Consider the following 18,980-nt stretch of genomic DNA (forward strand, 5'->3'; position numbering starts at 1 on the left):
CCAAGGTGATTCTCGTGACCGACCGCATCGAGGCCGTGAAGGCCTACCTGCTCGACCTGCAAGACCGCATCTGCGCCGCACTCGAAGCCGAGGACGGCAGCGCCCGCTTCATCGAGGACGCCTGGCAGCGGCCGGCGGGCGGCGGCGGTCGGACCCGGGTGATCGGTGACGGGGCGCTGATCGAGAAAGGCGGCGTGAACTTCTCCCACGTCTTCGGCGCCGGCCTGCCGCCGAGCGCCAGCGCGCACCGCCCGGAGCTCGCCGGACGCGGCTTCCAGGCGCTGGGCGTGTCGCTGGTGATCCACCCGACCAACCCCCACGTGCCGACCTCCCACGCCAACGTGCGTTTCTTCATCGCCGAGAAGGAAGGCGAGGAAGCGGTCTGGTGGTTCGGCGGCGGTTTCGACCTGACGCCCTACTACGCCCACGAGGAAGACTGCGTGCTCTGGCACCAGGTCGCTCGCGATGCCTGCGCGCCGTTCGGCGAGGACGTCTATCCGCGCTACAAGGAATGGTGCGACCGCTACTTCCACATCAAGCACCGCAACGAACCGCGCGGTGTCGGCGGCCTGTTCTTCGATGACCTGAACCAGTGGGACTTCGACACCAGCTTCGCCTTCCTGCGCGCCATCGGCGATGCCTACATCGACGCCTACCTGCCCATCGTGCGCAAGCGCAAGGACACCCCGTACACCGAGCAGCAGCGCGAGTTCCAGGCTTTCCGCCGCGGCCGCTATGTCGAGTTCAACCTGGTCTATGACCGTGGCACCCTGTTCGGCCTGCAGTCGGGCGGCCGCACCGAGTCGATCCTCATGTCGCTGCCGCCGCAGGTGCGCTGGGGCTACGACTGGAAGCCGGAGCCCGGCAGCGAGGAAGCGCGCCTGACCGAGTACTTCCTCACCGATCGGGATTGGCTGGCGCAGGCCTGACGTTGCGTCTTCCGGGCGGTTCGCGAGCAGGCTCGCTCCTACTAAAAGCCCGCGAGCCGGACCGCTCTTCGTAGGAGCGAGCTTGCTCGCGAACATGGCTTGGCACCCAAACCGAAAAGTCGCACTCTCTGCGCCTTCTTGTATTTCACGCCCCAGGATTCTGAATGGACCGCTACTGCGTCTTCGGCAACCCCATCGGCCACAGCAAGTCGCCGCAGATTCACCGTCTGTTCGCCGAGCAGACCGGCCAGGCGCTGAGCTATGACACGCGGCTGGCGCCGCTGGACGACTTCGCCGGGAACGCCCGCGAGTTCTTCGCCGAAGGCTTGGGCGGCAACGTCACCGTGCCGTTCAAGGAAGACGCCTACCGCCTGGCGACCGAGCTGAGCGAGCGCGCGCGCCGGGCCGGTGCGGTGAATACCCTGAAGAGGCTCGACGGCGGCGGTCTGCTGGGCGACAACACCGACGGCGCCGGGCTGACCCGCGACCTGACGGCGAACCACGGCGTCGTCCTGCGCGGCGCACGCATCCTGGTGCTGGGAGCCGGTGGCGCGGTGCGCGGCATCCTCGAGCCCTTCCTCGGGCAGCAGCCGGCCTGCATTGTCATCGCCAACCGCACGGCCTCGAAGGCCGAGCAACTGGCAACGAAATTCAGGGATCTCGGCGAGGTGAGCGGTGGCGGTTTCGACCTGCGCGCCGAGCCGTTCGACCTGATCGTCAACGGCACCTCGGCCTCCCTGGCCGGCGAGCTGCCACCCATCGATCCGGCGCTGATCAAGCCGGGACACACCGTCTGCTACGACATGATGTACGGCAAGGATGTGACGGCCTTCAACCGCTGGGCTGCCGAACAGGGCGCGGCGCGCTGCATCGACGGGCTGGGCATGCTGGTCGAGCAGGCGGCGGAAGCCTTCCTGTTGTGGCGCGGCGTACGCCCGGACTCGGCGCCGGTGCTGGACGCGTTGCGCCGTCAGCTCAAGGGCTGAGATTTCGCGCAGGCTCTTGTAGGTGCGAGCTTGCTCGCGAACCGCTTGGCACCTGAGCCACCGGGAATTCGTTCGCGAGCAAGCTCGCTCCTGCGAAAAGCAGTCTGCGCATTGATGGGGATCGTGCCTCACTCCTCGACCAGCAACGCGCCGCCCCTCCCCATCTGCTTTTCCAGCTCCGCGCGTACCCGTGGCCGGGCGTTGCGCAGCACCAGGCTGCGGCCTTCGCTGGCGAGGCGGCGGGCCTCCTGCTGGAGCATCTGCGCACCGGCGAAGTCGATGAAGTTCACGTGGTGGGCGTCCAGCACCAGGCGTGCGCCGCGGCTGTGCTGCATCCGCTTCTGCAGGTAATCGCAGGCGCCGAAGAAGATCGAGCCCTCGATGCGTAGCACTTCCTCGTCTTCCCTCGCCCATTGCTGCACGCGCGGCTGCGAGGTGCGCTTGAGGTAGAAGAACAGCGAGGCCAGCACGCCGGCGTAGATGGCATTCTGCAGCGGTAGCAGCAAGGTCGCGGCCAGGGTCAGCAGCATGACCAGGGACTCCGCGCGGCTCCCCGTCCACAGTGCGCGCAGGGCCGGGCGATCGACCAGGTTCCAGCAGATCAGCAGGATGCCGGCGGCCATGGCCGGCAGCGGAATGTGGGTGATCAACCCGGCGCCCGCCACCGCCAGCAGTGCGACCCACAGTGCCGAGAAGACCCCGGCCAGCGGCGTGCGTGCACCGGCATCCTGGTTCAGCCCGGAGCGGGTGAAGGAGCCGGCGGACAGGGTGCCCGACAGCCACGGCCCGATCAGGTTGGACAGCCCCTGCGCGCGGACTTCCTGGTTGGCGTCCAGCGCCTGGTGGGAGCGAGTGGCCAGCGCGCGTGCGATGGACAGGCTGGTGACCAGCCCGAGCATGCCGCAGGCCACGGCGGCGGGGAGCAATTGGGCGATGGCGGAGAGGTCGAGTGACAGTGGGCTGAGCGGCGGCAGTGCGCTGCGGAAGGCTGCCACCCGGGCGACCTCGGCAAAGGTGGTCGGCATCGCCCAGACCAGCGCGCCGGCGCCGAACAGACCGACCAGCAGCGCCGGCCCGCGCCGCCACAGGCGCTTCACGATCAGGCTCAGCGCCAGGCTGAACAGCCCCACCAGCAGCGAGGGCCCGTGGAACTGCGGTAGCTTCCACCAGAGTGCGGCGGCGCTGGTCAGCGCTGTGCCCTGCCCACCCGCGGTGATGCCGAACAGGTAGGGCAACTGGCCGATCACGATCACCAGCGCGGCGCCGCAGGTGAAGCCGAGCAGCACCGAGTGCGAGACGAAGTTCACCAGTACGCCGAAGCGCAGCATCCCCAGCAGCCACTGGAACAGCCCGGCGAGGAAGGTCAGCAGCAGCGCGTACTGGATGAACGACGCGCTGCCCGGCGGCGCCAGCGGGGTGATGGCGGTGAACAGCACCACCGAGATCGCTGCCGTCGGCCCGCCGACCATGTGTTTCGACGAGCCCCACAGGCAGGCGATCAGTACCGGCAGCATGGCCGTGTAGAGTCCGTATTCCGCCGGCAACCCGGCAATCAGCGCATAGGCCATGGACTGCGGTAGCGCGAGTACCGCGCCGGACAGGCCGACGCCCAGGTCGCGGCGCAGGTCGCGCGCGCTGACCTGGGGCAGCCAGGCGAGGAACGGCAGCAGGCGGATCAGGCGTTCCATCGACGGCTTACAGCTTGGCCTTCACGGCGGCCTGCGCATCGCCGCCGTCGCGGGTCTTTACGCCCTGCAGCCAGGTGTCGAGGCGCTGCGGATTGGCCTTGATCCAGGTCTTCACCGCGTCGGGGTTCTTCACGTTCTTCTCCAGCACTTCGGCCATGATGGCGTTCTCCATCTTCAGGTCGAAGGACAGATTGGCCAGTAGCTTGCCGCTGTTCGGGCACTGCTCGGCGTAGCCGTTGCGGGTCACGGTGAACACGCTGCCGGTGCTGCCGAAGTACTTCTCGCCGCCGGTGAGGTACTTCATGTCGTACTTCACGTTCATCGGGTGCGGCGTCCAGCCGAGGAACACCACCCAGCGTTCGCGCTTCACCGCGCGACCGACCTCGGCGAGCATCGCCTGCTCGCTGGACTCCACCAGCTTCCAGTCACCCAGGCCGAACTCGTCGCCCGTGATCATCTTCTGGATCGACAGGTTGGCCGGCGCGCCGGAACCGATGCCGTAGATTTTCTTGTTGAACTGGTCGGCATGCTGGTCCAGATCGGCGAAGGTCTTCACCCCGGCGTTCCACACATAGGTGGGCACGGCCAGGGTGAACTCGGTGCCCTGGAGGTTCTTCGCCAGCTGGGTGACCTGCCTGCTGGCGATGAACTGGTCGTAGAAGCCCTGCTGCGCCGGCATCCAGTTGCCGAGGAAGGCGTCCACCTGGCCATCGCGCAGGCCGCCATAGGTAATGGGCACCGACAGGGTGTCGATCTTCACCTGGTAGCCCAGGCCGTCGAGGAGAAAGGCGGCGATGCCGTTGGTGACGGCGATATCGGTCCAGCCCGGATCGGCCAGCTTCACCGTGCTGCAGGCTTCATCGTCGGCCCAGGCCTGCGGGCCGCTCAGCGCCAGGGCGCCGGCCAGCAATATCGCGGATGCTCTTGATACGGTGAATCGCTTGTTCATGCTCCCTACCCCTTCGGCGTGTTGTGGTTGTTATGTCGGTTGCGGATAGCGGGCGCGGCGCTCCAGATCGTCGAGGTCGATGTGGTTGCGCATGTACTGCTGGCTGGCGTCGACCATGGGCTGGTGGTCCCAGCTTTTCAGCGTGCCATGGGTCAGCGCGTCGGCCACCAGCCGGCGGCGGCGCTGGCTGGCGAGCACCTGCCGGGTGATGGCCGGAACATCCCAGCGCGCGCGGGCTTCGCCCAGCAGGTCGCGTGCCCGATTGGCGTGGGCCGGCGAATCCATGAGGTTCTGCAGCTCGCGAGGGTCATGGGCGACGTCGAACAGCAGGCACGGATCCTGTTCGGAGTAGATGAACTTGAAGTCGCCGCGGCGAATCATCATCAGCGGGCTGACGGTGCCTTCGGCGGTGTATTCGCCGATCACCTCGTCGTGGCCGCCAACGCCTTGCAGGTGCGGCAGCAGCGAGCGGCCATCGAGCTCGACGCCGGGTTCGAGCTGGCCGCCAGCCAACTCGACGAGGGTCGGCAGCAGGTCGACGGTGGACACCGACTGGCTGACCCGATGCGGAGCGAATCGCTTGGGCGCGTGCACCAGCAGCGGCACGCGGGCGGCCATCTCGAACCAGTGCATCTTGTACCAGAGGCCACGCTCGCCAAGCATGTCGCCGTGGTCGCCGGAGAACACGATCAGGGTGTCCTCGGACAGGCCGCAATCTTCCAGGGTGCGCAGCAGCGCGCCGATCTGCGCATCCACATAGCTGCACGCGCCAAAGTAGGCGCGGCGCGCGGCGCGCACCTTCTCATCGGGCATTTCCTGGCCCCACAGGTCGATCACCTTGAGCAGGCGCTGCGAGTGCGGGTCCTGCTCGTCCTGGGCGATCGCGACCGAGGGCAGCGGGATGTCCTCGTCGCGGTACAGGTCCCAGTACTCGCGCGGGATGGTGTAGGGGTCATGCGGGTGGGTCATGGACACGGTGAGGCAGAACGGCTGCTCGGGGTGTTCGCGCACATGGTCGTAGAGGTACTGGCGCGCCTTGAACACCACTTCCTCATCGAAGTCGAGCTGGTTGGTACGCACGCACGGACCGGCCTGGAGTACCGAGGACATGTTGTGGTACCAGCTCGGGCGCACGTCCGGCTCGTCCCAGTTCACGGCCCAGCCGTAGTCGGCGGGATAGATGTCGCTGGTCAGGCGCTCCTCGTAGCCGTGCAACTGGTCCGGGCCGCAGAAGTGCATCTTGCCCGACAGTGCGGTGCGGTAGCCCAGGCGGCGGAGGTAGTGCGCGTAGGTGGGAATATCCGCGGCAAAGTCGGCGGCGTTGTCCCAGGCGCCGATCTTCGTCGGCAGCTGGCCGCTTACCAGGGTAAAGCGCGAGGGTGCGCAGAGCGGGCTGTTGCAGTAGGCCGAATCGAACACCACGCCTTCACCGGCGAGGCGCGAGAGATGGGGCAGCTTGATCGGCGACTGGGCGTCGTAGAAAGGCAGGAGCGGCGCGGCCATCTGGTCGGCCATGATGAAGAGGATGTTCGGGCGCTGGCGCTTCATGGCGTTGGGCTTATCCTGTTGGCGCTGTTATGGGATGCTGTGCGGTACGAGTCTGTTGGCTGCTGGGTAGGGGGTAAAGCGCATGGCGCGACATGCTTCGGATAACACCTGCTTATGCGATGGCGAGCCATGAGCGTGCCGCTGGAACTGCTGCGCGTGTTCGAGTCCGCCGCGCGGCTGCTCAGCTTCACCGCCGCCGCCGGTGAGCTGGGCACCACCCAGCCGGCGGTCAGCCAACAGATCAAGCGCCTGGAGAAGCTCCTCGCCGTGCGCCTGTTCGACCGCATCCACCGGGGCATCGCCCTCACCGAAAGTGGACAGGTGCTGCAGCAGCACGTTCAGGCCGGGTTGGAGAGCATCGATGCGGGTATCGCCGCGGTCACCGCGAAACATCCCCACGAGGTGCTGCAGGTCGCCACCGACTTCGCCTTCGCCGCGTACTGGCTGATGCCACGCCTGCCGCGCTTCCGCCAGGCCCATCCGGAGCTGGACGTCGGTCTGATCAGCAGCGACCGCAGCCCGATTGCCCTGCGCAGCGATATCGATGTGGCCATCGCCTTCGGCGACGGTCGCTTCAAGCATGGCGAGGCGTTGCGCCTGTTCAGCGAGGAGGTCTTTCCGGTGTGCAGCCCGCGCCTGGTAGAAGACCGGGAGCTGCCGCTGTCACCCCAGGCGCTCACTGCCTTGCCTACACTGCACCTCAAGCCCGAAGCTTCCAGCCGCTGGTTCGACTGGGCCGGCGTCTATCGCCAGCTCGGTATCGACTCGGCGCCGGCCCCGGCCGGCCTGCGCTTCGATAACTACACCCTGCTGATCCAGGCAGCCATTGCGGGCCAGGGCGTGGCCATCGGCTGGCGGCATCTGGTCGACGAACTGCTGGAGCAGGGGTTACTGTGCCGGCCCATCGCCGAATCGCTGGAATCGCGCTTCGGCTATTACGCCGTGCTGCCCGAGCGCAAACGGCGGATGCGCCTGGTGCAGCGTTTCGTCGACTGGCTGCAGGCGGAACTGGAGCAGGACCGATGACCGACACCCCGATTCACGACTTCCACGCTCACGTCTATTTCGATGCCCGCAGCCTCTCACGCGCCCGGGCGCTGTGCGAGGAGGCGGCGCGCCGCTTCGGCGCGACGATGGGCCGCGTGCACGAGCGGCCGGTCGGTCCGCACCCGGACTGGAGCTGCCAGCTGGCCTTCGACAACGCCACCTTCGCCACCCTGGTGCCGTGGCTGGCGCTCAATCGCGACGGCCTGGTGATCTTCGTCCATCCCAACACCGGTAATGACCTGCGCGATCACCGTGACTACGGCATGTGGCTGGGCGACGCGCGGCCGCTGGACCTCTCGCAGTTCACGAGCTGACACTTTTTTGCATTCGATAATAATTCTCGATTCGGTGTATGCTGCCCACCCTTCGCATCGGCCTGACAGACGTTGGCCGGTTTTTCGGGGTATTTCGGCCATCATGCGGCGCTTCGCCTCCTCCTCCCTGCTGCAGAGCTTCCAGGCGCATTACGCGGACCTGATGCGCTTCCTCGCCCGCAGGCTGGGGGACCAGCAGCGCGCCGCCGACGTTGCCCAGGACACCTGGCTGCGCCTGGCCGACCACCCCGCCGACGCCGAGGTGCAGGACCCACGTGCCTACTTGTTCCGCGTCGCCGGCAACATCGCCATCGACAACCTGCGCCGCGAGGGGCGGCTGGCCGAGCTGCACGTCGACGAAACCGCTGCCAATGACCTGAGCGACCCCGCGTCGGGGCTGGAGCACCGCCTGCTCGCCCACGAAGCGCTCGAGCACCTGGATGCGGCCCTCGACCAGTTGCCGCCCAAGGCGCGCGACGCCCTGCTGATGAACCGCCTGGACGGCCTCACCCACGCGCAGATTGCCCAGCGTCTGGGCGTGTCCGAGAGCATGGTGGGCAAGTACATCGTCCAGGCCATGCGCCATTGCCGCGACTGGGCGCAGCGCCAGGAGGGCACGCCATGAACCGTGTGGAGGCGTCTCTCTCCGACGAGGCCATCGAGCGCCTGGTGCAGCTGCACTCGGGCAGCGCCGGAGCCGCCGAGCGCATGGAGTTCCTGCGCTGGCGCGGGCAGAGCGCGGAGCACGAGCGCGCGGCACGTGAGGCCGAGGCCTTATGGGGCGCCCTGCCGGAAACCCGCGCTGCGGAAGATTATCGCGGCCGCGCTCGACGTTCGCGCCGCTGGTTGGCACTGGCCGCGGCGGCTTGTATCGCGGCGATTGCCGTCACCATCGCCCTGCCCGAGCCGCTGGCCGGCCTGTATGCCGACTACGCGACCCGCACCGGCGAGCGGCGATTGCTGGAGTTGGCCGATGGCAGCCGCGTCTGGCTGAACAGCGACAGCGCGCTGTCCGTCGACTTCGGGCCGCAGCAGCGGCGCCTGCGCCTGCACGGCGGCGAGGCGTTGTTCGAGGTGGCCAAGGATCCGTCGCGCCCCTTCATCGTCGAAGCCAGGGGTGGCGAAGTGCGCGCCGTGGGGACGCGTTTCGATGTGGACAGCCGAGGGTCACAGGTGCGCGTGGACGTGACCGAGGGCGTGGTCCAGGTGAACAGTGCCGGCAGTGCGCCGGTGCGGTTGTCCGCCGGCGAGCGCCTGAGCTATCGCGACAGCGCCGCCCCCGAGCCGGTGCAGCCGCTGGACCTGTCCAGCGCCAGCGCCTGGCAACGCGGCAAGCTGATCTTCAACCAGCGCCCGCTGGGCGAGGTGCTCGATGAGTTGGAGCGCTACCTGCCCGGCCGCATCGTGCTGACCGACAGCGCGCTGCGCCAGCACAAGGTCAGCGGCGTGTTCGACCTGCAGGACCCCGGCGCGCTGCTCAAGACCCTGGAGCGGTTGCAGCCGGTGAGCGTGACTCACCTGCCCTGGCTGGTGCTGATTCGTCCCGCGCCCAAAGCCTGATCGGAGACTGCTCGCGCGTGGAGCGAAGCGATACCCATGCCGTGCACGATCAGCATGGGTATCGCTCCGCTCCACCCATTCGACCTGCGCCCGCTGCTGGATAGCTCGCTACTGCACGTACGGGAAGCCGCAGAGCCGGCCGTTTCAAGAAAATGAAAATTTTTTGCATTTAGCACTGCAAGGTTTGCCTGGCCGTTTCGTCGTAGGCAGGAACGCGAAGAATTCTCAATACGCGACCCTGACCCCACAAGAACGGATTTCTCCCGCATGCATTACCGTCCTTCCCCGTTGCACCGCGCGCTGTTGCTGGCTTCCCTGCTCGGCGCCGCCGCTCCTCTGGTCCATGCGGCCGGTTCCGCCGCCGTCGAACTGCACATCGCTCCGCGCAGCCTGGACAGCGCACTGACCCAGTTCGCCGACCAGGCCGGGCTGCACCTGCTGTTCAACTCCGAGGACATCCAGGGCCTGCAGAGCGAAGGACTGGACGGCACCTACAGCACCGAGGAGGCGCTTAACCGGCTGCTCTCCGGCAGTGGCGTGAGCTGGCGCTTCACCGATGAGCGCACCGTGCTGCTCAAGCGCGAGAAGGACGACTCTGCAGCCCTGAGCCTGGCACCGATGCAGATCAGCGTGGCGGCGCGTACGCCCACCGAGATCAGCTCGATTCCCGGCACCGTCTGGGTCGTCGACCAGACCCAGCTGCGCGAGCAGCTGGACACCGGCGTCAGCCTCAAGGAAGCCGTCGGCAAGCTGGTCCCGGGCCTCGACCTGGCGCCGGAAGGACGCACCAACTACGGCCAGAACATGCGCGGACGCAACGTGCTGGTGATGATCGACGGCGTCAGCCAGAACAGCTCGCGCGGCCTGTCGCGCCAGTTCGACAGCATCTCGCCGTTCAACGTCGAGCGCATCGAGGTGCTCTCCGGCGCCAGCGCCATCTATGGCGGTGGCGCCACCGGCGGCATCATCAACATCATCACCAAGAAGGGCGCGGCCGGCGATACGCGCTTCGAGACGCAGCTGGGCGCCAGCAGCGGCTTCAACAACAGCGACGACCTGTCGACCCGCGCCGCGCAGTCCATCAGCGGCGGCAACGACAGCGTGGTTGGCCGCCTGGGGATTTCGGCGGAGAAGAACGAAGCCTTCTACGACGGCGCCGGCAACCAGATCTTCATCGACAACACCCAGACCGACCTGCAGTACAACCGCACCGTCGACGTCATGGGCAACCTCACTGCGCAGTTCACCGACGAGCAGAGCCTCGACCTGCTGGCGCAGTACTACGACTCGGGTAACGACGGCAGCACCGGCATCTACTTTCCCAACCTGAAGTACCAGGCGCCGTCGAACCTGGAAGACGCCGAGATCCGCAGCGGCATGGACACCGACCTCGAGCCGCGCACCCGCCGCGTGCTGCTCAACGCCAACTACCACCACAGCAACCTGCTGGACCAGGATTTCTACCTGCAGGCCTACTACCGCAAGGAAGACGACAACTTCTATCCCTTCCCCTACTACAACACCGGCAAGCCCACCGGCTCCAAGGGCGTGTACTTCGCCGCCTCGCAGCAGAACTTTGAGGTCAGCGGCCTCAAGGGCCTGTTCAGCAAGCAGTGGGATTCGCTCAAGTTCACCTATGGCGTGGACTTCGACCACGAGCGCTTCAACGCCGAGCAGAAGGTCTTCGACCAGCGCGTCTCCTCCGAGAGCGGCGGCCTGGACCTGGAAACCGCCAGCAGCGCGCCGCGCTACCCCAGCTACATCGTCGACGGCCTTTCGGTCTACGGCCAGCTGGACTGGAAGGCCACCGACAACCTGACCCTCTCCGGCGGCGCGCGCCACCAGAAGATGGACGTCGAGGTCGACGATTTCAAAGGCGTGCCCGGCGGCAGCAACGACTACCAGGTCAACCTGTTCAACCTCGGCGCGATCTACGATTTCAAGAACGGCCACCAGGTCTGGACCAACTACAGCGAAGGCTTCGACCTGCCCGACCCGGCCAAGTACTACGGCAAGGCCGGCCTGTCGGTGGACGACAACCCGCTGGCCGGCATCAAGAGCCGCCAGGTCGAGACCGGCTGGCGCTACAGCGACATGCAGTGGCAGACCCAGGCGGCGGTGTATTACATCTGGTCGGACAAGATCATCACCACCGACCAGGCGACCCTGACCATCGACGTGCAGGACCAGAAGAGCCGCGACTTCGGCTTCGAGGGCGCGGTCACCCGCTACTTCGAGAGCGGTTGGCAGGGTGGCACCACGCTGCACCTGGTGCGCTCGGAAGAAGAGGATGCGGACGGTGACTGGATCAAGCGCGATGCGCGCTATGCGTCGCTGTCCAAGTCCACCGCATTCGTCGGCTGGAGCGACGGTACCCGCAGCGCCCGCCTGCAGGGCCAGCATGCGTTCAACCTGAAGGATGATGCGGACCACGAGATCGACGGCTACACCACCTTCGACCTGATGGGCGAGCAGAAGACCGCTTTCGGCACCTTCAGCGCCGGTATCCAGAACCTGCTGGACAAGCAGTACAGCACCGTCTGGGGCCAGCGTGCCGCGCTGTTCTATTCGCCGACCTACGGGCCGGCCTATCTGTATGACTACCAGGGCCGTGGCCGCACCTTCACCCTGGGCTGGAGCCTGGAATACTGAGGGCCTGACGGCTCTCTACCGGAAAAACTCAGGCCACCTTTCCGGTGGCCTGATCGAGGGTTTCCACTATGCCGCCGCTGAGGCTTCGGCAGTGGCATAAAAGCACCTCGCCGAGCAGCTGCAACGAGGGTTCGGCGAAATAGTCCAGCAGCGCCTCCTCGTTCTTCCAGCTGCCCTGCAGCCGCCACGGCTGGCCATTCTCCGGGGCGACCAGTTGGCAGCGCAGGCAACCCGGCGCGCGGCGTGCGCCGTCGACCAGGTCGTCGATGAGTGCGCCCAGCTCCGCCTCGTGTCCCAGCCGGGGATGGATCTGCAATTCGTGTTCGATGGGTGTCTGCCAGTGCATGTCCTGTCCTCCGCATTACAGGAAGACGTCCGAAGTGGCTCCTCGGACGACTGACAGGAAGCGTACGGCGTGGCCAGCCCCGGGCGTTATCCGGATGCTGTCGCCTTCTTGCCTGATTCTGCGGGGCTTTCGTCGCCTTCTGAAACGGGGTGTTTCCGGCCCTTGCACCGCCACGGTGCGCGACCCGACGCGAGCGCCGCTTGTCCAATCCTGCCGATTGCTTGCCTGATCCTCCAGCGGCTGCCTTACTGTCACACGCGCGCATGTGCCGTGGGCGTAAGCTTCGTGCGCCGTCACTGGAGGTCCCGTGCATGTCCCAGTCCGTTCCCGCCTTCGATCCCATTGCCGCCGGCCGCCAGGAACTGGCCGACATCATCCAGCGCCACTGCCAGGGCGAAGGTGTCTTCGAAACCGCCATCGATTCGCTGCTGGTCGCGCGTAACGACAGCCCCAGCGAAGGCCGCATGCCGACGCTCTACCGCCCGGCCCTGTGCGTGATCGCGCAGGGCTGCAAGGAAGTGCGCCTGGGCAGCGAGGTCTATCGCTACGACGAGCTCAACCTGCTGGTGGTGTCGGTAACGCTGCCGGTGTCCGGCCAGGTGATCGAGGCCTCGCCGGATAAACCCTACCTGTCCATCCGCCTGGACATCGACCCCGGCGAGCTGACCCGCTTGATTGCCGAGGCGGGTCTCGCTGGCAGTGCGCCGCGCCCGGCCAGCCGTGGCATCTACCTGCAGCGCGTGGACTGCACCGTGCTCGACGCCCTGCTGCGCCTGATGCGTCTGCTGGACACTCCGCGCGACATCGAGATGCTGGCGCCGCTGTTCGTTCGTGAAATCCTCTACCGCCTGCTGCGTGGTCCCCAGGGCCATCTGCTGCACGACCTGGCGATGACTGACAGCCAGACCCACCGCGTCACCCGCGCCATCGAATGGCTCAACCGCAACTACGACAAGTCCCTGCGCATCGAGGACCTGGCCCGCGAGGTGAACCTTAGCGTCTCGACCCTGCACCACCGCTTCAAGGAAGTGACCGCGCTGAGCCCGTTGCAGTACCAGAAGCAGCTACGCCTGCAGGAAGCACGGCGGCTGATGTTGTCGGAAGGGCTGGAAGTGGCGGTGGCCGGACATCGCGTCGGCTATGAAAGTCCGTCGCAGTTCAGCCGCGAATACAGCCGCCTGTTCGGCGCGCCGCCGCTGCGCGACCTGGCGAGCCTGCGCGGCGCGCTGGGTAGCGAGGCGGTGCCGGCCTGACGAGGCTCCTACAGGGAAAGCCTCTTCACCATCAGCGCTCGTAAAGCTCCAGCGGCAGGTTGTCCGGGTCGGCGAAGAAGGTGAAGCGCTTGCCGGTCAGCTCATCGTCGCGGATCGGCTCGCAGGCTACGCCGTGGTTCTGCAGGTGGGCCACGGCGCTCTCCAGATCATCCACCGCAAACGCCAGGTGACGCAGGCCCTGCGCCTCCGGATAGGACGGCCGCGCCGGGGCGCCGGGGAAGGAGAACAGCTCCAGCCGCGCCTCACCCAGCTCCAGGTCGAGCTTCCAGGAATCGCGCGCCGTGCGGTAGGTCTCGGCGACCACCTTCAGGCCCAGTATCTGGGTGTAGAAGTGCTTCGAGCGCGGGTAGTCCGAGCAGATCAGGGCGACATGATGGAGGCTGTGCAGCAGGGCCATGGCGGGAGCTTCTCGGGCAGTCGGAGCGCTCTATCCTGACAGCCGTGCCCCGAGGGTCAATGCTGGCGCTGTGAAGTCGGTCGCCTGCGGCGCTGGAGTGATGGCAGTGCGCCTGCTAGCATCCCGCCGCCCACTCCCATAAACGGTCGACAGGACGTCCCCGTACGGCCGCACTTGAAAGGACTCAGCATGAAAAAGACCGCCCTGGCCATCGCCATTCCCGTCGCCATCGTCGGCGCCGCCGTTGCCGGCGCCTGGTACACCGGCAGCCGCGTCGAGCAGGAAGTGAATCGCGGCATCACCGAAGCCAACGAACTGTTCCAGCAGGAAGCCCCCGGCCTGGGCGCCCACCTGACCCTGGTGGACATCCAGCGCGGCCTGTTCTCCAGCACCGCGCGCTATAACCTCTCCTTCACCGGCAAGGAAGGCGAAGCGCCCCAGGTCCTGGTCTTCACCGACCGCCTCGAACATGGTCCCTTCCCGGCCTCGCGCCTGGCGGCCGGCCAACTGGCGCCGGTCATGGCGCAGAGCCATTTCGCCCTCGAGCAGAACGAGCTCACCGCCCCGTTGTTCACCGCTGCCGGCGGCAAGGCGCCGCTGTTCGGCGACCTGACCATCCACTACGACCAGAAGCAGGAAGGCAACGTCGAAACCGCGCCCCTGGAATTCGCCAAGGACAGCGACAAGCTGCGCCTCTCGCCGATCAAGCTGGCTTTCAGCGTCTCGGGCAACAAGAAGGACGTGAGCGCCGTGGGCAACCTCGCCGAGGTCGACCTGGACTTCACCGACGAGAACACCGGCGAGCTGGCGCATGTGCAGCTGCGTGACCTGGGTCTGCAGGGCGACAAGAAGGAAAATGCCAACGGCTTCGCCCTCGGCCCCAGCTCCGCCACCATCAAGAGCCTGAACATCAAGTCGCCGGGCGCGCCGGAAGTCGAACTGCGTGAAGCCGTGGTCGAGGAAGTGCTCAAGCAGGGCGGCAAGGGCCTGGACCAGAGCGTCTCCTACCGCATCGGCAAGGTCGTGGTGCAAGGCCAGGAAATCGGCGGCGCAAAGCTCGACCTGAGCCTGCGCAACCTGGATGAAGGCGTGCTCAAGACCTTCAAGGAAACCTACAGCAAGATGGCGCTGGACAGCCTGGAAAGCACCGAGCTGACCCCGGCGCAGGAAGAAGAGCTGAAGAAACTCGGCCTGGCCCTGCTGGAAGGCTCGCCGGTGCTGTCGCTGGACGAGCTGTCCCTGCAGACCACCCACGGCGTGGCCAAGGCGTCGCTGTCGGTCGACCTGCGCAAGCCCGATGCCGCCGCTGCCACGCCTGACGAGATGGCCCGCAGCATCCTGGCCGCGCTCAAGGCCGACCTGAAGGTGGACAAGGCCGTGATCGGCGACATCGTCGCCCTGCAGGGTTCGTTGGGTGGCGAAGCCGCTGGCAGCGTCGACCCGGTGGCGCTCAAGCAGCAGTCCGACGCCATGACCGATCTGTTCAGCGGCATGGCCCTGAACTCGCAGTGGGCTGTGCTCGACGGCAATGCGCTGTCCAGCTCGCTGGCTTACGCCAACGATCAGGTGAAGTTCAACGGCAAGGACATGAGCGTGCCGGAATTCATGGCCTTCGCCATGGGCTCCGCGCAAGGCCTGGGCCTGGGCGGCCCGGCTGCTGGTGGCGAAGAAGAGCCGCAGGAAGAGAGCGTGGAATAAGCCTCGCCTGAAACGAAAAAAAGCCCGGCATTCGCCGGGCTTTTTTGTGCGTGCCTCTTTCACGGGGACGTTCGGTACGAGAGCTTACCCTCTCCCCCGCCCTCTCCCTTCAGGGAGAGGGTGCCAAGAGCGGCACCGCAGTCTCAGCGGGCGCTACGCACACCTTCGGCCAGTTGGCGGCACAGGCCGAGCACGCTCTGCACCGCATCGGCGGAGCTGGTGGCCTCCGCGATCTTGTCGATCAGCGCCGAACCCACCACCACGCCATCGGCCAGGCGGGCGATGCTCGCCGCGTGTTCCGGGGTGCGGATGCCGAAACCGATGGAGACCGGCAGGTCGGTGTGGCGGCGCAGCCGCGCCACGGCTTCCTCGACGTGGTCCAGGGTCGCTGCGCCAGCGCCGGTCACGCCGGCCACCGAGACGTAGTAGACGAAGCCCGAGCTGCCCTCGAGCACGGTCGGCAGGCGCTGGTCATCGGTGGTCGGGGTGGTCAGGCGGATGAAGTCGATGCCCGCGGCCTGGGCCGGATGGCAGAGGTCTTCGTTGTGCTCCGGTGGCAGGTCCACGACGATCAGGCCGTCGACACCGGCGTCCTTCGCGTCGGCAATGAACCTGTCCACGCCGTAGTAGTGGATCGGGTTGAAGTAGCCCATCAGCACCAGCGGCGTGGTGGTGTTGTCCTGGCGGAATTCGCGGACCATCTTCAGGGTCTTGGCCAGGTTCTGGCCGTTGCCCAGGGCGCGGATGTTGGCCAGCTGGATCGCCGGGCCGTCCGCCATCGGATCGGTGAACGGCATGCCCAGCTCGATCACGTCGGCGCCGGCTTCGGGCAGGCCCTTGAGGATGTCCAGCGAGGTCGAGTAGCCTGGGTCGCCAGCGGTGATGAAGGTCACCAGGGCGGCGCGGTTCTGCTCTTTGAGTTCGGCGAAGCGGGTCTGCAGGCGGCTCATGCTTGCGGCTCCTGTTGCATGTGGTGCATGACGGTCTGCATGTCCTTGTCGCCACGACCGGACAGGTTCACCACCATGATGTGGTCCTCGGGCAGGTTCGGCGCGCGCTTGAAGACTTCGGCCAGCGCGTGGGAGGACTCCAGCGCGGGGATAATGCCCTCCAGGCGGCAGCACTGGTGGAAGGCCTGCAGCGCTTCGTGGTCGGTGATCGAGGTGTACTCGACGCGACCGATGTCATGCAGCCACGCGTGTTCCGGGCCGATACCGGGGTAGTCCAGGCCGGCGGAGATGGAGTGCGCGTCGATGATCTGGCCGTCCTCGTCCTGCAGCAGGAAGGTGCGGTTGCCGTGCAGCACGCCCGGCACGCCGCCATTCAGGCTGGCTGCGTGCTTGCCGGTCTCGATGCCGTGACCGGCGGCTTCGACGCCGATGATCTTCACGCTCTGGTCATCGAGGAAGGGGTGGAACAGGCCCATGGCGTTGGAGCCGCCGCCGATGCAGGCGACCAGCGAATCGGGCAGGCGCCCTTCCTTCTCGGCCAGTTGCTCGCGGGTTTCCTTGCCGATGACCGCCTGGAAGTCGCGGACCATCGCCGGATACGGGTGCGGGCCGGCCACGGTGCCGATCAGGTAGAAGGTGCTGTCGACGTTGGTCACCCAGTCGCGCAGGGCTTCGTTCATCGCATCCTTCAGGGTGCCGGTGCCGGCGGTGACCGGGATCACCTCGGCGCCGAGGAGCTTCATGCGGAACACGTTCGCCTGCTGGCGATCGATGTCGGTGGTGCCCATGTAGATCACGCACTGCAGGCCGAAGCGCGCGGCCACGGTGGCGGTGGCCACGCCGTGCATGCCGGCGCCGGTCTCGGCGATGATGCGTTGCTTGCCCATGCGCTTGGCCAGGAGGATCTGGCCGATGCAGTTGTTGATCTTGTGCGCGCCGGTGTGGTTCAGCTCTTCGCGCTTGAGGTAGATCTTCGCGCCGCCGCAGTGCTCGGTCAGGCGCTCGGCGAAGTAGAGGGGGCTCGGGCGGCCGACGTAGTCGCGCTGGAAGTAGGCCAGCTCTTTCTGGAACGCCGGATCGTCCTTGGCCTTCTCGTATTCGCGGGCCAGGTCGTGGATCAGCGGCATCAGGGTCTCGGCGACGTACTGGCCGCCGAAGCTGCCGAACAGGCCCTTGGCGTCTGGACCGGTGCGCAGTGTGGACATGGGAAGGCTCCTCTGGTGTCGTGGTGCAGGCGCCCGGTGGGCGTGATCGCGGACAGGGTCCGCTCCTGCAGATTGGGCTCAGGATACGGCTGTGTGATGGCGTGGAAAAGCGATAAGATCGCCACAACCTGTCAGTAAAACTCACGGATAGATCGCCATGAGCCGAGACCTTCCGCCGCTCAATGCCCTGCGCGCCTTCGAGGCCGCCGCGCGTCTGCGTGGCATGAGTGCCGCAGCGGATGAGCTGAACGTCACCCATGGAGCGATCAGTCGGCAGATTCGTCTGCTGGAGGAGGAGTTGGGCGTGACCCTGTTCGTCAAGGAGGGTCGCGGCGTAAAACTCACCGATGCCGGTATTCGTCTGAGCGAGGTGGCCAGCGAGTCCTTCGAACGCCTGCGCAGCGTCTGCGCCGAGCTGCGCCGCCAGGCCGGCGGCGATGCGCCGTTCGTTCTCGGCTGCCCCGGCAGCCTGCTGGCGCGCTGGTTCATTCCGCGCCTGGATCGCCTGAACCGTGACCTGCCCGACCTGCGCCTGCAGCTCTCCGCCAGCGACGGCGATCTCGATCCGCGCCGGGGCGGCCTCGACGCCACCCTGTGCTTTGCCGCCCCGCCCTGGCCAACGGACATGCGCGTGCTGGAGCTGGCAGTGGAGCGCATCGGCCCGGTCCTCAGCCCGCGCTCCGCGCGCTTCGAGCAACTGCGCGCGGCGCCCGCCGAGGCGTTGCTGGGCGAGGCGCTGCTGCACACCGTCTCGCGCCCGCAGGCCTGGCCGGAATGGGCCGCGCGCCATGGCCTCGACCCGGCGCGGCTGAAGCTCGGTCAGGGTTTCGAGCACCTTTACTACCTGCTGGAGGCGGCGGTGGCGGGACTTGGCGTGGCCATCGCGCCGCAGCAACTGGTAGCCGACGATCTCGCCGCCGGCCGCCTGTCCGCGCCCTGGGGCTTCGTCGAGACCACTGCGCGGCTGGCGCTGTGGGTTCCCGAGCGTCGCGCCGACCCGCGCGCCGAACGCCTGGCGCACTGGTTGCAGGCCGAGCTGAACGGCCGCGCGTAAAGACTGAACTGCACCCGTTTGCCCTGGGTCCACCCCTCTACTACTGTCCATTGAGCGCGCTGGCATTCTGCTTGTGCGGCGCCATGACCTGAGGAGAGCGGCTATGTCCAATCACCACACCTACAAGAAGATCGAGCTGGTCGGCTCCTCGCGCACCAGCATCGAGGATGCGATCAACAACGCGCTGGCCGAAGCGGCCAAGAGTATCGACTTCCTGGAGTGGTTCGAGGTGGTGGACACCCGTGGGCACATCGAGAACGGCGCGGTCGGACATTACCAGGTCACCATCAAGGTCGGTTTCCGCATCGCCAACAGCTAAACCGCGAGCGGATCGGCTTTTTTTGTCACGCGACGCTGCCATGCTGGTGCGGCGCGTGGATGTG

At 66.8% G+C, this 18,980-nt stretch carries 18 protein-coding genes; 11 read left to right on the top strand and 7 right to left on the bottom strand.

What is annotated here, in order from left to right; genetic code table 11:
* Positions 1 to 14 precede the first annotated feature (14 nt).
* Both hemF and aroE read left to right on the top strand, forming a co-directional pair.
* Positions 15 to 929 carry an oxygen-dependent coproporphyrinogen oxidase gene (hemF, locus tag AC1ZV1_RS00190; RefSeq protein ID WP_484295004.1) on the top strand — a complete coding sequence of 305 codons (915 nt, stop codon included), beginning with the start codon at positions 15 to 17 and terminating at the stop codon, positions 927 to 929.
* Positions 930 to 1,093: 164 nt separating this feature from the next.
* Complete coding sequence (gene aroE, locus AC1ZV1_RS00195; RefSeq protein WP_484295005.1) at positions 1,094 to 1,915, top strand: shikimate dehydrogenase; 822 nt, start codon at positions 1,094 to 1,096, stop codon at positions 1,913 to 1,915.
* 128 nt (positions 1,916 to 2,043) lie between these two features.
* Here aroE and AC1ZV1_RS00200 read toward each other — a convergent pair whose 3' ends face one another.
* Genes AC1ZV1_RS00200 through betC form a run of 3 tightly spaced genes read right to left on the bottom strand, consistent with a single transcriptional unit; the run spans position 2,044 to position 6,100 of the window.
* Entirely contained in the window at positions 2,044 to 3,603 is a 1,560-nt protein-coding gene (locus tag AC1ZV1_RS00200; protein ID WP_484295006.1) for a SulP family inorganic anion transporter, read from the bottom strand.
* Positions 3,604 to 3,610: 7 nt separating this feature from the next.
* Positions 3,611 to 4,552 carry a choline ABC transporter substrate-binding protein gene (gene choX, locus AC1ZV1_RS00205; protein ID WP_484295007.1) on the bottom strand — a complete coding sequence of 314 codons (942 nt, stop codon included), beginning with the start codon at positions 4,550 to 4,552 and terminating at the stop codon, positions 3,611 to 3,613.
* Between the two features lie 30 nt (positions 4,553 to 4,582).
* A complete protein-coding gene (gene betC / locus AC1ZV1_RS00210; protein WP_484295008.1) occupies positions 4,583 to 6,100 on the bottom strand; it encodes a choline-sulfatase in 1,518 nt (505 codons plus the stop codon).
* A gap of 129 nt (positions 6,101 to 6,229) precedes the next feature.
* Between betC and AC1ZV1_RS00215 the strand changes: the two genes are divergently transcribed.
* The 5 genes from AC1ZV1_RS00215 to AC1ZV1_RS00235 all read left to right on the top strand — a co-directional run bounded on the left by AC1ZV1_RS00215 (position 6,230) and on the right by AC1ZV1_RS00235 (position 11,673).
* On the top strand, positions 6,230 to 7,126 hold the full coding sequence (locus AC1ZV1_RS00215; protein ID WP_484295009.1) for a choline sulfate utilization transcriptional regulator: 897 nt from the start codon (positions 6,230 to 6,232) through the stop codon (positions 7,124 to 7,126).
* On the top strand, positions 7,123 to 7,461 hold the full coding sequence (locus tag AC1ZV1_RS00220) for a DOPA 4,5-dioxygenase family protein (protein WP_484295010.1): 339 nt from the start codon (positions 7,123 to 7,125) through the stop codon (positions 7,459 to 7,461). The genes AC1ZV1_RS00215 and AC1ZV1_RS00220 overlap by 4 nt, the downstream gene beginning before the upstream one ends.
* Before the next feature lie 103 nt (positions 7,462 to 7,564).
* Entirely contained in the window at positions 7,565 to 8,086 is a 522-nt protein-coding gene (locus AC1ZV1_RS00225) for a sigma-70 family RNA polymerase sigma factor (RefSeq protein ID WP_484295011.1), read from the top strand.
* Complete coding sequence (locus tag AC1ZV1_RS00230) at positions 8,083 to 9,021, top strand: FecR family protein (RefSeq protein ID WP_484295012.1); 939 nt, start codon at positions 8,083 to 8,085, stop codon at positions 9,019 to 9,021. Before AC1ZV1_RS00225 ends, AC1ZV1_RS00230 begins: the two co-directional genes overlap by 4 nt.
* Positions 9,022 to 9,288: 267 nt before the next feature.
* Complete coding sequence (locus AC1ZV1_RS00235) at positions 9,289 to 11,673, top strand: TonB-dependent receptor (protein WP_484295013.1); 2,385 nt, start codon at positions 9,289 to 9,291, stop codon at positions 11,671 to 11,673.
* Between the two features lie 28 nt (positions 11,674 to 11,701).
* Here AC1ZV1_RS00235 and AC1ZV1_RS00240 read toward each other — a convergent pair whose 3' ends face one another.
* Positions 11,702 to 12,019 carry an antibiotic biosynthesis monooxygenase family protein gene (locus AC1ZV1_RS00240; protein WP_484295014.1) on the bottom strand — a complete coding sequence of 106 codons (318 nt, stop codon included), beginning with the start codon at positions 12,017 to 12,019 and terminating at the stop codon, positions 11,702 to 11,704.
* A gap of 311 nt (positions 12,020 to 12,330) precedes the next feature.
* Here AC1ZV1_RS00240 and AC1ZV1_RS00245 point away from each other — a divergent pair, with 311 nt between their 5' ends.
* Positions 12,331 to 13,272, top strand: coding sequence for an AraC family transcriptional regulator (locus tag AC1ZV1_RS00245; protein WP_017518899.1), 942 nt, complete (start codon positions 12,331 to 12,333; stop codon positions 13,270 to 13,272).
* 31 nt (positions 13,273 to 13,303) lie between these two features.
* On the opposite strand, the gene gloA2 is transcribed toward AC1ZV1_RS00245, so the two are convergent.
* The gene (gene gloA2, locus AC1ZV1_RS00250; RefSeq protein ID WP_484295015.1) at positions 13,304 to 13,690 is read right to left on the bottom strand and encodes an SMU1112c/YaeR family gloxylase I-like metalloprotein; all 387 of its coding nucleotides are present in this window, start codon (positions 13,688 to 13,690) and stop codon (positions 13,304 to 13,306) included.
* Between the two features lie 189 nt (positions 13,691 to 13,879).
* Between gloA2 and AC1ZV1_RS00255 the strand changes: the two genes are divergently transcribed.
* On the top strand, positions 13,880 to 15,388 hold the full coding sequence (locus AC1ZV1_RS00255) for a YdgA family protein (RefSeq protein ID WP_484295016.1): 1,509 nt from the start codon (positions 13,880 to 13,882) through the stop codon (positions 15,386 to 15,388).
* 143 nt (positions 15,389 to 15,531) lie between these two features.
* On the opposite strand, the gene trpA is transcribed toward AC1ZV1_RS00255, so the two are convergent.
* Both trpA and trpB read right to left on the bottom strand, forming a co-directional pair.
* The gene (trpA, locus tag AC1ZV1_RS00260; RefSeq protein WP_484295017.1) at positions 15,532 to 16,338 is read right to left on the bottom strand and encodes a tryptophan synthase subunit alpha; all 807 of its coding nucleotides are present in this window, start codon (positions 16,336 to 16,338) and stop codon (positions 15,532 to 15,534) included.
* Positions 16,335 to 17,543, bottom strand: a complete 1,209-nt coding sequence (trpB, locus tag AC1ZV1_RS00265; RefSeq protein ID WP_484295018.1) for a tryptophan synthase subunit beta — start codon at positions 17,541 to 17,543, stop codon at positions 16,335 to 16,337. The genes trpA and trpB overlap by 4 nt, the downstream gene beginning before the upstream one ends.
* A gap of 157 nt (positions 17,544 to 17,700) precedes the next feature.
* On the opposite strand from trpB, the gene AC1ZV1_RS00270 reads away from it, so the two are divergent.
* On the top strand, positions 17,701 to 18,597 hold the full coding sequence (locus AC1ZV1_RS00270; protein WP_484295019.1) for a LysR family transcriptional regulator: 897 nt from the start codon (positions 17,701 to 17,703) through the stop codon (positions 18,595 to 18,597).
* A 103-nt stretch (positions 18,598 to 18,700) separates the two neighbouring features.
* A complete protein-coding gene (locus AC1ZV1_RS00275; protein ID WP_017518905.1) occupies positions 18,701 to 18,916 on the top strand; it encodes a dodecin in 216 nt (71 codons plus the stop codon).
* The last annotated feature ends 64 nt before the right edge of the window (positions 18,917 to 18,980 follow it).

The organism is Pseudomonas sp. BB438 (assembly GCF_057180225.1).

Bases quoted from the DNA above. Each gene is read 5' to 3' on its own strand.
- aroE (WP_484295005.1), top strand. From the start codon at position 1,094: ATGGACCGCTACTGCGTCTTCGGCAACCCCATCGGCCACAGCAAGTCG.
- AC1ZV1_RS00200 (WP_484295006.1), bottom strand. From the start codon at position 3,603: ATGGAACGCCTGATCCGCCTGCTGCCGTTCCTCGCCTGGCTGCCCCAG.
- choX (WP_484295007.1), bottom strand. From the start codon at position 4,552: ATGAACAAGCGATTCACCGTATCAAGAGCATCCGCGATATTGCTGGCC.
- betC (WP_484295008.1), bottom strand. From the start codon at position 6,100: ATGAAGCGCCAGCGCCCGAACATCCTCTTCATCATGGCCGACCAGATG.
- AC1ZV1_RS00215 (WP_484295009.1), top strand. From the start codon at position 6,230: ATGAGCGTGCCGCTGGAACTGCTGCGCGTGTTCGAGTCCGCCGCGCGG.
- AC1ZV1_RS00220 (WP_484295010.1), top strand. From the start codon at position 7,123: ATGACCGACACCCCGATTCACGACTTCCACGCTCACGTCTATTTCGAT.
- AC1ZV1_RS00225 (WP_484295011.1), top strand. From the start codon at position 7,565: ATGCGGCGCTTCGCCTCCTCCTCCCTGCTGCAGAGCTTCCAGGCGCAT.
- AC1ZV1_RS00230 (WP_484295012.1), top strand. From the start codon at position 8,083: ATGAACCGTGTGGAGGCGTCTCTCTCCGACGAGGCCATCGAGCGCCTG.
- AC1ZV1_RS00235 (WP_484295013.1), top strand. From the start codon at position 9,289: ATGCATTACCGTCCTTCCCCGTTGCACCGCGCGCTGTTGCTGGCTTCC.
- AC1ZV1_RS00240 (WP_484295014.1), bottom strand. From the start codon at position 12,019: ATGCACTGGCAGACACCCATCGAACACGAATTGCAGATCCATCCCCGG.
- AC1ZV1_RS00245 (WP_017518899.1), top strand. From the start codon at position 12,331: ATGTCCCAGTCCGTTCCCGCCTTCGATCCCATTGCCGCCGGCCGCCAG.
- gloA2 (WP_484295015.1), bottom strand. From the start codon at position 13,690: ATGGCCCTGCTGCACAGCCTCCATCATGTCGCCCTGATCTGCTCGGAC.
- AC1ZV1_RS00255 (WP_484295016.1), top strand. From the start codon at position 13,880: ATGAAAAAGACCGCCCTGGCCATCGCCATTCCCGTCGCCATCGTCGGC.
- trpA (WP_484295017.1), bottom strand. From the start codon at position 16,338: ATGAGCCGCCTGCAGACCCGCTTCGCCGAACTCAAAGAGCAGAACCGC.
- trpB (WP_484295018.1), bottom strand. From the start codon at position 17,543: ATGTCCACACTGCGCACCGGTCCAGACGCCAAGGGCCTGTTCGGCAGC.
- AC1ZV1_RS00270 (WP_484295019.1), top strand. From the start codon at position 17,701: ATGAGCCGAGACCTTCCGCCGCTCAATGCCCTGCGCGCCTTCGAGGCC.
- AC1ZV1_RS00275 (WP_017518905.1), top strand. From the start codon at position 18,701: ATGTCCAATCACCACACCTACAAGAAGATCGAGCTGGTCGGCTCCTCG.